The 12563-nt window shown below is 74.3% G+C and carries 13 protein-coding genes; 2 read left to right on the forward strand and 11 right to left on the reverse strand.

Annotated elements, in window-relative coordinates; genetic code table 11:
• The first annotated feature begins 62 nt into the window (after window positions 1–62).
• On the forward strand, window positions 63–1595 hold the full coding sequence (locus ACFVHB_RS13350) for a UDP-N-acetylglucosamine 1-carboxyvinyltransferase (protein WP_380319829.1): 1533 nt from the start codon (window positions 63–65) through the stop codon (window positions 1593–1595).
• A gap of 25 nt (window positions 1596–1620) precedes the next feature.
• Here the strand turns inward: ACFVHB_RS13350 and ACFVHB_RS13355 are convergent, their stop codons facing one another.
• The 6 genes from ACFVHB_RS13355 to ACFVHB_RS13380 all read right to left on the reverse strand — a co-directional run bounded on the left by ACFVHB_RS13355 (window position 1621) and on the right by ACFVHB_RS13380 (window position 6244).
• On the reverse strand, window positions 1621–2127 hold the full coding sequence (locus tag ACFVHB_RS13355; protein ID WP_380319832.1) for a protein phosphatase: 507 nt from the start codon (window positions 2125–2127) through the stop codon (window positions 1621–1623).
• A 68-nt stretch (window positions 2128–2195) separates the two neighbouring features.
• On the reverse strand, window positions 2196–2699 hold the full coding sequence (locus ACFVHB_RS13360; protein ID WP_380319835.1) for a DinB family protein: 504 nt from the start codon (window positions 2697–2699) through the stop codon (window positions 2196–2198).
• 40 nt (window positions 2700–2739) lie between these two features.
• Entirely contained in the window at window positions 2740–3537 is a 798-nt protein-coding gene (locus ACFVHB_RS13365; protein WP_380319956.1) for a cobalt-precorrin-6A reductase, read from the reverse strand.
• Complete coding sequence (gene cobM / locus ACFVHB_RS13370; RefSeq protein WP_380319837.1) at window positions 3537–4298, reverse strand: precorrin-4 C(11)-methyltransferase; 762 nt, start codon at window positions 4296–4298, stop codon at window positions 3537–3539. The genes ACFVHB_RS13365 and cobM overlap by 1 nt, the downstream gene beginning before the upstream one ends.
• Entirely contained in the window at window positions 4295–5542 is a 1248-nt protein-coding gene (cbiE, locus tag ACFVHB_RS13375) for a precorrin-6y C5,15-methyltransferase (decarboxylating) subunit CbiE (protein ID WP_380319959.1), read from the reverse strand. The genes cobM and cbiE overlap by 4 nt, the downstream gene beginning before the upstream one ends.
• A 282-nt stretch (window positions 5543–5824) precedes the next feature.
• A complete protein-coding gene (locus ACFVHB_RS13380; RefSeq protein WP_380319840.1) occupies window positions 5825–6244 on the reverse strand; it encodes a gamma-glutamylcyclotransferase family protein in 420 nt (139 codons plus the stop codon).
• Between the two features lie 231 nt (window positions 6245–6475).
• Between ACFVHB_RS13380 and ACFVHB_RS13385 the strand changes: the two genes are divergently transcribed.
• Window positions 6476–7468, forward strand: a complete 993-nt coding sequence (locus tag ACFVHB_RS13385) for an EamA family transporter (protein ID WP_380319842.1) — start codon at window positions 6476–6478, stop codon at window positions 7466–7468.
• A 124-nt stretch (window positions 7469–7592) separates the two neighbouring features.
• On the opposite strand, the gene ACFVHB_RS13390 is transcribed toward ACFVHB_RS13385, so the two are convergent.
• From ACFVHB_RS13390 to ACFVHB_RS13410, 5 genes are all read right to left on the reverse strand, one after another.
• Complete coding sequence (locus ACFVHB_RS13390; protein WP_380319845.1) at window positions 7593–8096, reverse strand: flavoprotein; 504 nt, start codon at window positions 8094–8096, stop codon at window positions 7593–7595.
• Between the two features lie 115 nt (window positions 8097–8211).
• Window positions 8212–8844 (reverse strand): AAA family ATPase, encoded by a 633-nt coding sequence (locus tag ACFVHB_RS13395; protein WP_380319848.1) that lies wholly within the window; start codon window positions 8842–8844, stop codon window positions 8212–8214.
• 189 nt (window positions 8845–9033) lie between these two features.
• Entirely contained in the window at window positions 9034–9459 is a 426-nt protein-coding gene (locus ACFVHB_RS13400) for a cytidine deaminase family protein (RefSeq protein WP_380319851.1), read from the reverse strand.
• 169 nt (window positions 9460–9628) lie between these two features.
• On the reverse strand, window positions 9629–11404 hold the full coding sequence (locus ACFVHB_RS13405) for a dipeptide ABC transporter ATP-binding protein (protein WP_380319854.1): 1776 nt from the start codon (window positions 11402–11404) through the stop codon (window positions 9629–9631).
• 21 nt (window positions 11405–11425) lie between these two features.
• The gene (locus tag ACFVHB_RS13410) at window positions 11426–12418 is read right to left on the reverse strand and encodes an ABC transporter permease (protein ID WP_380319857.1); all 993 of its coding nucleotides are present in this window, start codon (window positions 12416–12418) and stop codon (window positions 11426–11428) included.
• Window positions 12419–12563: the final 145 nt, after the last annotated feature.

The following is a 12563-nucleotide window of genomic DNA, read 5'->3' on the forward strand; positions in this document are numbered from 1 at the left end:
ATGTGGCGCCATGCCGCTGCTCGATTCTGTCGCTATCTCAGCCATGAGATATGGTCTGCCGGGTGACAGGCGACTACCTCACCCGTATCGGCACCCTCATCCGTACCGCGCGCCAGCACCGCGGTTGGTCCCAGGCGCAGCTCGGCGAAGCCCTCGGCACCAGCCAGAGCGCGGTCAACCGCATCGAGCAGGGCAAGCAGAACGTCAGCCTTGAGATGATCGCCCGCATCGGCGAAGCACTCGACAGCGAGATCGTCTCCCTCGGCTACGCCGGCCCGATGCACCTGCGGGTCGCCGGCGGCACCCGCCTCTCCGGCTCGATCGACATCCGCAGCAGCAAGAACGCCTGCGTGGCGATCCTCTGCGCCTCGCTGCTGACCACCGGCCGCACCACGATCCGCCAGGTCGCCAGGATCGAAGAGGTCTACCGCATCCTGGAGGTCCTCACCTCCATCGGTGTCAAGAGCCGCTGGACCAACGACGGCCGGGACCTCGAACTCACCCCGCCCGCCGAGCTCGACCTCGCCGCCATGGACGTCGAGGCCGCCCGCCGCACCCGCAGCGTGCTGATGTTCCTCGGCCCGCTGATGCACCGCGCCGACAAGTTCGCCATCCCGTACGCCGGTGGCTGCGACCTCGGCACCCGCACCGTCCAGCCGCACCTGACCGCGCTGCGCCGCTTCGGCCTGGAGGTCGCCACCACCGGCGGCGCCTACCATGCCTCGGTCGAGCCGGGCGCCCCGCTGGACCGGCCGATCGTCCTGACCGAGCGCGGCGACACCGTCACCGAGAACGCCCTGCTCGCCGCCGCCCGGCACGACGGCGTCAGCGTCATCCGCAACGCCTCGCCCAACTACATGGTCCAGGACCTCTGCTTCTTCCTGGAGCGGCTGGGCGTCAAGATCGAGGGCATCGGCACCACCACCCTCACCGTGCACGGCGTCCCCGAGATCACCTGCGACGTCGACTACACCCCCGCCGAGGACCCGGTCGAGGCGATGAGCCTGCTGGCCGCCGCCGTCGTCACCGGCTCCGAGCTGACGATCCGCCGGGTGCCGATCGAGTTCCTGGAGATCGAGCTCGCCGTGCTGGAGGGCATGGGCCTCGACTACGACCGCACCCCCGAGTACCCGGCCCACAACGGCCACACCCGGCTGGTCGACCTCACCGTGCGGCCCTCCAAGCTGACCGCCCCGGTCGACACCATCCACCCGATGCCGTTCCCCGGCATCAACATCGACAACGTGCCGTTCTTCGCGGTCATCGCCGCCGCGGCGCACGGCACCACGATGATCCACGACTGGGTCTACGACAACCGCGCCATCTACCTCACCGAGCTCACCCGGCTCGGCGCGGACGTCAAGCTCCTCGACCCGCACCGCGTCCTCGTCCAGGGCCCGACCACCCGCTGGCGCGCCACCGAGATGATGTGCCCGCCCGCCCTGCGCCCGGCCGTCGTCATCCTGCTCGCGATGCTCGCCGCGCAGGGCACGTCGGTGCTGCGCAACGTGTACGTCATCAACCGCGGCTACGAGGACCTCGCCGAGCGCCTCAACTCGATCGGCGCCCGGATCGAGACCTTCCGCGACATCTGATGTCACGTCAACCCGCGGGCCGCCCTCACTCGTTGACGGCGGCCCGCAGGTATGCGACGTCCAGTCCGGTGGCCAGGTAGTCCACGAACGCCTGGTTGTTCAGCGCCCACGGCGAGCGCCGGTCGCGGATCAACTCGACCGCCCGGTCGGTCTCGTGGCCGAGCTCGACCAAGGCCTGCGCCACCACGAGCCCGGAGCGGTTCTGGCCCGCGTGGCAGCGGACCAGCGTCCGCCGGCCCCGGCGGACCGCTTCGGCGACCAGCCCGGCCGCCTCCAGGACGTCGTGCAGCTGCCCGGCGGAGAGCGGCCCGTCGGGCACCTCCCGGACGAGGTGCTCCACCCCCGGAGCCGGGCCGTGCCCGGGCCGCGTGAACAGGCTGACCACCAGGTCGAACTCCCGCTCCACGACGACGGGTTCGAGGGCGCGTCCGGGTGGCGTGACGAAGTGCCCGCCCATCCACAGCCCGGGCACGATCTCGTCCCACGGCCCCATCGGCCCGGGGGTGTCGCGTTCCTTCCAGCGGGTCCGCATCGGCTCTCCGTCGTCCTTCCGGTCGTCTACTCTCCACCGAGGTCTGTCGTGGCGTCCTCCGGGCGTTCCTACTCCCCGGTCGCGCCGTCGAGGTGCTCGCGCAGCAGGTCGGCGTGGCCGTTGTGGCGGGCGTACTCCTCGATCATGTGCGTGAGGATCCAGCGCAGCGAGAACGCCTCCTCGCCGTGGTGCCCGAGCACGTCCAACGACTCGGCGGCGGCGACGAGTTCCCGGGCGCGGTCGCACTCGCCGCGCCAGACGGCGAACGCCTCCCCGGGGTCGGCGTCGTCGACGTCGAACTCGGCGAAGCCGCCGTCCGGATGCCTCCAGATCCCGGGCGCGGCCTCGCGGCCGAACGTGTTGCGGAACCAGCCGCGCTCGATCTCGGCGAGGTGGCGGACCAGCCCGAGCAGCGACAGCGCGGACGGTTCCAGGACCCGCTCCCGCAGCTGCTCGGTGGTCAGCCCGGCGCACTTCATCGCGAGCGTGTCGCGCTGGAAGTCCAGGAAGCTGGCCAGGGTGGCACGTTCGTCCGCGGTCTGTTCGGTCCGGGTGCGCTGGAAGTCGCTCATCCGGGCATCGTCGCAGCACACGCCCGGATCGGCACCCGGTTCACCGAAGGCCGGTGCCGCGCGCGCCGAGCCACTCCAGCGCCGCCGGCACGGACTCGGCGACCGGGACACCGGAGGGCAGCGGCGGCCGCTCCACGACCACCACCGGCAGGCCGAGTTCGCGGGCGGCGGTGAGCTTGGGGGCGGTGGCGGCGCCGCCGCTGTCCTTGGTGACCACCACGTCGATCCGGTGCTCGCGCAGCAGGGCCCGCTCGCCGTCCAGGGTGAACGGGCCGCGGTCGAGCAGCACCTCCAGGGCGGCCGGCATCGGCGGCTCGGGCGGGTCGACCGAGCGGGCGAGGAAGTGCAGGCCGTCGAGGTGGGCGAAGGCGCCGATGCCCTGTCGGCCGGTGGTGAGGAAGACCCGCCGGCCGAGCGCGGGCAGGGCCGCGGCGGCCGCCTCCAGGGAGGCCACGGGGTGCCAGCGGTCCCCGGCCGCCGGCGCCCAGCCCGGGCGGCGCAGGGCCAGCAGCGGCACGCCGGTGGCCCGGGCGGCGAGGGCGGCGTTGCCGGACATGACGGCGGCGAACGGGTGGGTGGCGTCCACCACGGCGTCCACCGCCTCGGCGCGCAGCCAGGCGGCGAGCCCCGCCGGTCCGCCGAACCCGCCGATCCGCACCTCGCCCGCCGGCAGCCGTGGTTCGGCGACCCGCCCGGCGAGCGAGCTGGTCACCCGCAGCGGCGAGCCGGCCAGCGCGGCGGCCAGGGCCCGGGCCTCGGTCGTGCCGCCGAGGATCAGCAGGTGGGGGGTCGTCCGGTGGGTGGTCGCCGCGTCCCGGGTCGTCGCGTGCTCGGCCATCACGCGCCGCAGGGCTCGTGCGGGCGCTCGCGGTCGGCGGAGTAGAGGTGGCTGTCGCGGAACTGCTCGGCGGCCAGCGTCCGGCCCACGATGATCACCGCCGTGCGGACCACGCCCGCCGCCTTCACCTGCCCGGCGATGTCGCCGACGGTGCCGCGCAGCACCAGCTCGTCCGGCCGGCTGGCCATCGCGACGACGGCGGCCGGGCAGTCGGCGCCGTAGTGCGGCAGCAACTGCTCGACCACGTCGTCCACGTACCCGGCGGCCAGGTGCAGCACCAGCAGGGCGCCGCTGCGGCCGAGGGTGGCGAGGTCCTCGCCCTCGGGCATCGGGGTGGCCCGCTTGGCGATCCGGGTCAGGATGACGGTCTGGCCGACGGTCGGCACGGTCAGCTCGCGCTTCAGCGCGGCCGCGGCGGCCGCGAAGGCGGGCACGCCCGGCACCACCTCGTACGGCACGCCGGCCGCGTCCAGACGGCGCATCTGCTCGGCGACGGCGCTGAACACCGACGGGTCGCCGGAGTGCAGCCGGGCCACGTCCTGGCCGGCCTCGTGCGCGGCGACCAGCTCGGCGACGATCTGGTCCAGGTTGAGCTGCGCGGTGTCGACCAGCCGGGCACCGGCCGGGCACTCGTCCAGCAGCTCGCGCGGCACCAGGCTGCCGGCGTACAGGCAGACCTCGGCGCGGGCCAGGACGCGCGCGCCGCGCAGGGTGATCAGGTCGGCGGCACCCGGGCCGGCTCCGATGAAGTAGACGGTCACGAGGCGTCCTCCTGGGGGGTGTTGGGCTTGACGGCGGACCACTGGGTGACCGGCATCGCCTGCCGCCAGCCGGTGAACCCGCCCACCGGGACGGCGTGCGCGACGGCCAGCCGGAGCAGTTCGCCGCCGTGACGCCGGTACCACTCGGTGAGCAGGGCCTCCGACTCCAGGGTCACGGTGTTGGCGACCAGTCGGCCGCCCGGCGGCAGCGCGGCCCAGCAGGCGTCCAGCAGACCGGGCGCGGTGAGCCCACCGCCGATGAACACCGCGTCGGGGGTGGGCAGTCCGGCCAGCGCGGCCGGTGCCGGCCCGGTGACCACCTGAAGCCGGGGGACGCCGAGCGCGGCCGCGTTGCGGGTGATCCGCCCGGCCCGGACGGCGTCCCGCTCGACGCTCACGGCCCGGTTGTCGCGGTGGGCGCGCAGCCACTCGATGGCGATCGAGCCGGAGCCGCCGCCGACGTCCCAGAGCAGTTCGCCGGGCGCCGGGGCGAGGGTGGCGAGGGTGGCGGCGCGGACGTGCCGCTTGGTCAGCTGGCCGTCGCTCTCGTAGGTGTCGTCCGGCAGCCCGGGGACGAGCGAGCCGCGCGGGCCGTCGCCCAGCTCGACCGCGATGACGTTGAGCGGGTCGCCGGCCGGGTGCGGCCAGCCGTCGGCCGGGCCGTCCAGCCGCCGCTCGCCGGGCCCGCCGAGCTGCTCCAGCACTCGCAGCCGGGCGGCGCCGAAGCCGCGCGCGGTGAGCAGGCCGGCGACGGCGGCGGGCGTCTGCGCGTCGGCGCTGAGGACGAGCAGCCGGCGGCCGGGGTGCAGGGCGAGCGCCAGGGTGTCCAGGGGGCGGCCGACCAGGCTGACCACCTCGGTGGACTCCAGCGGCCAGCCGAGCCGGGCGCAGGCGTAGGAGACGGAGGAGGGGTGCGGCAGGACGCGCAGCCGCTCGGCGCCGACGGTCTCGGCGAGGGTACGGCCGATGCCGTAGAACATCGGGTCGCCGCTGGCCAGCACCGCGATCCGGCGGCCCTCGTGCGCGGCGAGCAGGCCGGGGACGGCGGGGCGCAGGGGGGACGGCCACGGCACCCGGGCGGCGGCGACCTCGTCGTCGGGGAGCAGGGCGAGCTGACGGGGGCCGCCGATCACGACCTCGGCGGTGCGCAGGGCGGCGCGCGAGGTGCCGGCCAGGCCGGGCCAGCCGTCGGCGCCGATCCCGACGACGGTGACGGTGCCCGCGGCGGAGGTCGGAGGGGGCAGCTCGGGCACCGGGAGGCTCCACGTCGGTCGGCGAAGGGTGGCCGGGGCAGCCTACCTGGCGGTACGCGGCCGGTCCCTGGTCAGGGGTGGGTCGGTCCGGCGGGGTTGGGGCGGGCGGGAGCGGCGAACGGTCCGGGGTGTGGCGACCACCCGTCGTGGACCCTGTACGTCCAGGTCATGCCGTTCGCCGAGGCGCTCGGCGACCGCGTCGCCTCCGGTACGGGCAAGTCCTGAGGCATCCGGGTTGCCGGAGGTGCGCCCGAGCGGCGTTCCCGGGCGTGGTCAGCGGTGCATCCAGTCCCCGGAGGGGATCAGCGCCGGGTGGGCGCGCAGGTGGGCGGCGACGGCGGGGCCGGCCAGGTAGACCCAGGCGTCCGCCGTCCCGCCGTCCGCGGTCCGGACGGCGAGCCGCTCGCGCACGTACTCGCCGGTGCCGTCCGACCGGCAGTCCTCCAGCCGGTCGAGCGCGGCGAGCGCGGGGCCGTACGCGCCGGGGCGGACGGTGATCAGCTCACCGACGATCCGGCGGCCCGGCGCCGCGTCCGGCACGGCGTACGGGAAGCCGGGACCCTCGTGCAGCGCGGCGCCGTCCAGCACGGCGGGCCGGACGTCGGCGCAGCGCCCGGCCAGGTGGACGGCGTGGTTGCTGCCGCCGGTCCGGAGCGTGCCGTAGACGAAGAACGGCAGCGGGTCGGTGGGCACGGTCCTCTCCTGACGGGCGGGGGCCGACTGACAGCTGACAGCTGACAGATAACAGCCGACAGATTTCAACATCTGTTATCTGTCGGCTGTCAGCTGTTCGCCGGCGGTTGTCCGGATACGGGGTCGCCCACCGTAGCGCCTGTGACCGTCTGGTGATACCCACTGGCGCCCGGCCCCGCTGATGCGCTGTCATGGCGGGTGAACTGCCAGCACCGTTCAAGGGGGACACCCATGACAGCTTCCGTCTCACGGAAGGCCGCCGCGCCTCCCACCGGCACGCCCGTCGACGCCGTGCCCTCGGCGGGGCGGTTGGGCGGGGCGGTCTGGCTGGCCCTGGGCGTGGTGTACGTGGTGTGGGGCTCGACCTATCTGGCGATCCGGATCACGCTGGAGACGATGCCCACCTTCCTGTCCGCCGGCGCGCGCTTCGTCTGCGCCGGTCTGTTGCTGGGCGGCTTCGTGCTGGCGCGCCGGGGGAGGTCCGGACTCCGGGTGGGCGTACGGCAGTTGGGATCCTCGGTGCTGGTCGGCGTGCTGCTGCTGACCGGCGGGAACGGGCTGGTGGTGCTCGGCGAGAACACCATCACGTCCGGTCTGGCCGCACTGCTGGTGGCCGCCGTCCCGCTCTGGACGGTGCTGCTCACGGCGGCGGGCGGCGACCGGCCGAAGCCGGCCGAGCTGGCCGGCGTCCTGCTCGGCCTGCTCGGCCTCGCGGTGCTCTCCGCGCCCGCGATCGGCGGGGCCCTCGCGCCGACGGGTGTGATCGCGGTCCTCGGCGGGACGCTCACCTGGGCGGCCGGTTCGTTCGCCGCCAAGCGGATCCCGATGCCGGGCGACGTCTTCGCGGCGAGCGCCTACCAGATGGTCGCCGGCGGCCTGGGCAACGTGCTGATCGGCCTGGCGCGCGGCGAGCAGCGCGGACTCGACCTGGGCGCCGTCTCCGGGCGGTCCTGGCTGGCGCTCGGCTACCTGGTGCTGGTCGGCTCGCTGGTCGGCTTCACCGCGTACGCCTGGCTGCTGCAGTCCGCGCCGCTGACCCTGGTCGCCACCTACGCGTACGTGAACCCGGTGGTGGCGGTGCTGCTCGGTTCGCTGGTCCTGGCCGAGCCGCTGACCGGCCCGACCCTGGGGGGCGGGGCGATCGTGGTCGCGGGCGTCTGCCTGGTGGTGAGCGTCAGTCGGACGCCGGGGCGGGCTGCTCGTCGGACGTCCGCGCGGAGGTGAGAACGGCGCTCCCGAGAGCGGCGCTCCCGTACTCGTGGGCGCGGCACCCGGTGAGCCCGAAGCGGTGCGGCGCGCGAACCCGGCCCGGGCCGCGGTCGGCCGCCAGGCGGCCGACACCCACCCGTCAGAAGCCCGTTGGCCCCGGATCCGCGTGCAGGACCGGTCGCACCAGGTCGAGCACCTCGGTGAGGTCCCCGTCCTCGCGGAACAGCACGCCCATCGACCGCAGCCGGTCCAGGCTCTCGCCGTACGCGGGGTGGGCGGCCTGTGCCGCGCTGAGCACGGGGCGGACGGCGGTCGGAACGCCGAGTCCGTACGCCTCGCAGAGGATGCCGAGGGCGAGCGTGTCGGAGATCCCGGCGGCCCACTTGTTGATGGTGTTGAAGGTCGCGGGCGCGACGACGATCGCGTCGGGCGGCGGCAGCGGCTTCGGCTCGCCCGGCTTCCGCCAGGCCGAGCGGATCGGGTAGCCGGTCTGCGCGACGACGGCGGCCTCGTCGACGAAGCCGAGCGCGTGCGGGGTGGCGACGACGCCGACCTCCCAGCCCTCGGCCTGGGCGGCCGCGATCAGCCCGCCGGTCTCGGGGGCGAGTCCGGAGGCGCAGACGACGATGTAGAGGAACGGCACGGGCGGGCTCCCAGCTGTCAGGCGGTCCTGCCCATCATCGCCACCCGCCCTCCGCCGCCCCTCGCAGGGGTGCCGGGCGCGGCGACCGGACAGCCGGGGCGGGGCGTCACCCGGCTCAGTCGAACCGGATGTGCCGGATCCCCGTCCAGGCCCGGCGCAGCCTCCCGCGCAGTTCGCCGTCCGTGTTCGGTCCGAGGGTCAGTCCGGTGGAGGCCGCGATCCGGTCGGCGACCTCGGGGACGGTGAGGTGGTCGGTGTGCAGGTGCTCGCCGAACTCCGCGCCGCGCAGCCGCTCCAGGCAATGGTCGAGCTTCGACACGGCGAAGCTCTCGCGGCGCAGTGGCGCGTCCTTCCCGGCGATCAGCCGCACCGCGTGCCCGAATCCGCGCTCGCGTAGCCGTCGCATCACCTCCTCGTGCTCCGCGAGGAGGGCGAAGTGCCGTACGTCGTGGCCGCGTTCGCGCAGTCGGCCGACCGTCTCGGCGAACGGTGACGGTTCGACCACCGTCATCGGCACGATGACCGTACCCGGGTGCGTGGCGAGCGTGCGGTCCAGCACCTCGTACACGCCCTGCCGCCAGGCGGGCAGGTCCTGGAAGTCGCCGCGCAGGTGCTTCGGGGTCATCCGGTGCAGCCCGAACCCGACCTCCTCCGGGTCGCAGATCACGCTGCCGGGTAGCCGGCGCCGCAACTCGTGCGCCGTCTGTGTCTTTCCGCCGCCGAAGGGTCCGTTGATCCAGATCAGCATGCGGCGCAGCCTAGACGGTGGCGCGTGACGGTGGGTGGGCGGCGACCGACAAGCTGACAGGCGGCCGCGAACGGATGACGGCGAACAGATGGCAGCGAACGGAAATCAGCGAACAGATGACAGTCGACAACTTTCAGCGAACATTTTTTGAAATCTGTTCGCCGCGCCCCGTTGATCGCGGCCCCCGCCCTACGCCTCGTCCTGCTGCTCGGTCCAGACGTAGGCGTACGGGAGGAGCTCGTGGACCGGCATGGTGTGCACGGCGCCGCCCGCGGTGACGATCACCCGGATGTCGGGGAAGTAGTCGAGCAGCACTTGGCGGCAGCGCCCGCAGGGCGGGATCACGCCCCGGCTCTGGTCGCCGATGGCGACGATGGTGCGGAGGTCGTACGCGCCCTGGCCGGCCGCCGCGCCGATCAGGGCGGTCTCGGCGCACGGGCCGCCGGTGAAGTGGTAGGCGTTCAGGGCGGTGACGATCCGTCCGTCCGCGTTCCGGGCGGCGGCCGCGACGGTGTGGTTGTCGCCGCGCGCGAAGCGGTGGATGACGTCCTCGGCGGCCGCCATGAGCTCGTGGTCGACGGTGTCTTCGCTGACGGGGGTGACGGGTGTCGGCATGTCCGGTACAGCTCCCTCTCGGCCGGTGGCAGGATCCGATCATGGACACGGACCCCCGGCTCCGCCGACTCTCCACGCCGGTGATGCCTCCGAGTCGCGCGCCTGGCGGCGGCTGCTGCTGCGCGCCTGGCCGCCGCCGCGGCAGCCGCAGCCAGGCGCGGGTCGCGTCTCAGTGTGCGGCGGCCAGCAGCTCCCGGGTGTAGTCGGTGTGCGGGGCGGCGAACAGTCGGTCCCGGTCGGTGGACTCCACCAACCGCCCGCGGTGCATCACGGCGACCCGGTCGCAGAAGTGCCGCACCACGGCGAGGTCGTGCGAGACGAACAGGAAGGCGATGCCGAGCCGTTCGCGCAGCTCCATCAGCAGGTTGAGCACCTGGGCCTGGACCGAGACGTCCAGCGCCGAGACCGGCTCGTCGGCGACGATCAGCCGCGGCTCCGGGGCGAGGGCGCGGGCGATGCCGATCCGCTGGCGCTGGCCGCCGGAGAACTCGTGCGGGTAGCGGTCCAGGTGGGCGGCCGGCAGGCCGACCCGCTCCAGTAGTTCGGCGGACCGCTCGCGCCGTTCGCCGGCCGACAGCCCGGTGTGCAGGCGCAGCGGTGTGTCGAGGGTCTGGGCGACGGTGCGGCGCGGGTTGAGCGCGGCGTACGGGTCCTGGAAGACGAGTTGGATCTCCTTGCCGAGCCGCCGCCGCAGTGCCCGGTCGGGGGTGGTCGCGTCCACGCCGTCGTACCGGAGCCGGCCGGCGGTCGCCGGCTGGAGGCGGGCCAGCACGCGGGAGGTGGTGGACTTGCCGGAGCCGGACTCGCCGACCAGGCCGAGCGTTTCACCGGGGGCGATCCGCAGGCTCAGGCCCTCGACCGCCCGGACGGGTTCCCTCCGCCGGCCACGCAGGTTGCGCGTTCCGGGGAAGGTGACGGTGAGGTCCTCCAGCTCGACCAGCCACCGGTCCGTCGCCCGGCGCGTCCGGCCCGGGAGGATGAGCGGTGGTGACGGATCGTCAACCGTGGGAAGCGGTGTTCCCGGTACGGTCTCCAGGGTGAGCGCCGCGCCCACCAGGGCGCGGGTGTAGGGCTGTTGCGGTGCGGCCAGCAGCGAGGCGGTCGGCGCCGACTCCACCTGCTCCCCGCCGCGCAGCACGAGGGTCCGGTCGGTCGTCCCCGCGACCACACCGAGGTCGTGGCTGATCAGCAGCACGGCGGTGCCGTGCTCGCGCTGCAACTCGGCCAGCAGTTCCAGTACGTGCCGCTGGACCCGGGCGTCGAGAGCGGTGGTCGGCTCGTCGGCGATCAGCACGTCGGGGTCGTTCATCAGCGCCATCGCGATCATCACCCGCTGGCGCATGCCGCCGGAGAACTGGTGCGGGTGGTCGCGGAGCCGGGCGGCCGGGATGCCGACCCGGTCGAGCATCGCGGCCGCCCGCCGCCGGGCCTCGGTGCGGCCGGCCCGGGGGTGGTGAAGCCGGTACATCTCGGCCAGCTGCTCGCCCACGCCGTGGAACGGGCTGAGCGAGGTGAGCGCGTCCTGGAACACCAGGGCGATCCGGCCGCCGCGCACCTCGCGCAGCACCGACTCGCCGGCGCCCACCAACTCCAGGCCCTCCTGATCCGCTCCCTCCGGGGCCGCCCCGCCGCCCCGACCGCCCCTTCCGCGACCACCGTCCCCGCGGTCCCTACTGTTCCTACTCTTCCCACCGTTCCCACCGCCCGCGCCGGGCGTTGTCGCGCCCAGTCGGATCGAGCCCGTGACGGTGGTGGTGCGCGGGTCGTGCAGGCCGAGTACGGCGAGGCCGGTCGCGGACTTGCCGGAGCCGGACTCGCCCACCAGCCCCAGGACTTCACCGCGGGCGAGGTCGAAGGATAGGTTGCGGACGGCGGGCACGGGCGCGCCGCCACGCGGGTCGGCGAAGGTGACGGAGAGGTCGCGGATGCTGAGCACGGGTGTCATGGTGGGGAGCTCCGGTCGGGGTCAGCTGAGGCGGATGCGCGGGTCGAGCCAGGCCACCACCAGGTCGGCCAGCGCGACGAACAGCACCACGAAGCAGGCGGCGAGCAGGACGGCGCCGACCACGGCGGGCAGATCCTGTCCGGCGACGGCGTCGGCGGCGAAGGAGCCGACGCCGTTCAGCCCGAACACGGTCTCGGTGATCACCGCTCCGCCGAGCAGCGCGCCGGCCTCCAGGCCGAGCAGCTGCACCAGCGGTCCGGCGGCGCCGCGCGAGGTGTACTTGAGGTGGGCGCGCAGCCGGCCGAGGCCCTTGGCGCGCGCGGTGCGGACGTACTCCTCGTTCATCGTCTCCAGCAGCTGGGAGCGCGAGAGCCTGGCGAACACGGCCGAGTTGACGAATCCGAGGACCAGCCAGGGCAGCAGCATCCCGCCCGCCCAGGCGGCCGGGTCCTCGGCCGGCGGGGTGTAGGACGGCAGCGGCAGCAGACCGGTGGTGTACACCAGGGCCCACTGGGCGACGTAGCCGAGGAAGTAGATCTGCACGCTCGCCCCGAGCAGGGTGAAGCCGGAGAGCAGCCGGTCGGTCCTGGTCCCGTGGCGCAGCGCCGAGACGAACCCGGTTCCGAGGCCGAGCAGCACCAGGACGGCGAGCGCGCCGGCGGTGAGCGAGAAGGTGACCGGCAGGTGGTCGACCAGCGCCTCGCTGACGGGCTGGTGGAGCCGGTAGGAGTAGCCGAGGCAGGGCGCGTCGCAGTGGATGACCGAGCCGTCGACGTCGTTGACGTCGCGCCCGGCGACGACCCCGGCGAGGTAGTCGGTGTACTGGGTGAGCAGCGGCTGGTCCAGGCCCATGCTGTGGCGGACCGACGCGACCTGGCCGGAGTCGCAGCGCGGTCCGCAGGCGGCGCGGGCCGGGTCGGCGGGGGCGGCGTAGAAGAGGACGAAGGCGGCGGCGGAGACCGCGACCAGGACGGCGAGGGCCTGGAGGGTCCGCCGCAGGGCGAAGGAGAGCATGGGCCGGTCCGAATCGGTTCGGGTCAGGGGCGTCGGGGCGGCCCCGCCCGCGCGTCGGCGCGAGGCACTGTCGGTGGGAGGCGCGGGGGCGGGCGGGGCCGTGGGGGAGGAGGAGGTCGAGGACCTCAGGACCTCAGGACCTCAG

The sequence above is a fragment of the Kitasatospora sp. NPDC127111 genome, from assembly GCF_042677465.1.
In the GTDB taxonomy this organism is placed as follows: domain Bacteria; phylum Actinomycetota; class Actinomycetes; order Streptomycetales; family Streptomycetaceae; genus Kitasatospora.

What these genes read in the sequence shown, in the direction of transcription:
- ACFVHB_RS13355 (WP_380319832.1), bottom strand. Translation starts at nt 2,127, where the DNA reads ATGCGGACCCGCTGGAAGGAACGCGACACCCCCGGGCCGATGGGGCCG.
- ACFVHB_RS13360 (WP_380319835.1), bottom strand. Translation starts at nt 2,699, where the DNA reads ATGAGCGACTTCCAGCGCACCCGGACCGAACAGACCGCGGACGAACGT.
- ACFVHB_RS13365 (WP_380319956.1), bottom strand. Translation starts at nt 3,537, where the DNA reads ATGGCCGAGCACGCGACGACCCGGGACGCGGCGACCACCCACCGGACG.
- ACFVHB_RS13385 (WP_380319842.1), top strand. Translation starts at nt 6,476, where the DNA reads ATGACAGCTTCCGTCTCACGGAAGGCCGCCGCGCCTCCCACCGGCACG.
- ACFVHB_RS13395 (WP_380319848.1), bottom strand. Translation starts at nt 8,844, where the DNA reads ATGCTGATCTGGATCAACGGACCCTTCGGCGGCGGAAAGACACAGACG.
- ACFVHB_RS13400 (WP_380319851.1), bottom strand. Translation starts at nt 9,459, where the DNA reads ATGCCGACACCCGTCACCCCCGTCAGCGAAGACACCGTCGACCACGAG.
- ACFVHB_RS13405 (WP_380319854.1), bottom strand. Translation starts at nt 11,404, where the DNA reads ATGACACCCGTGCTCAGCATCCGCGACCTCTCCGTCACCTTCGCCGAC.
- ACFVHB_RS13410 (WP_380319857.1), bottom strand. Translation starts at nt 12,418, where the DNA reads ATGCTCTCCTTCGCCCTGCGGCGGACCCTCCAGGCCCTCGCCGTCCTG.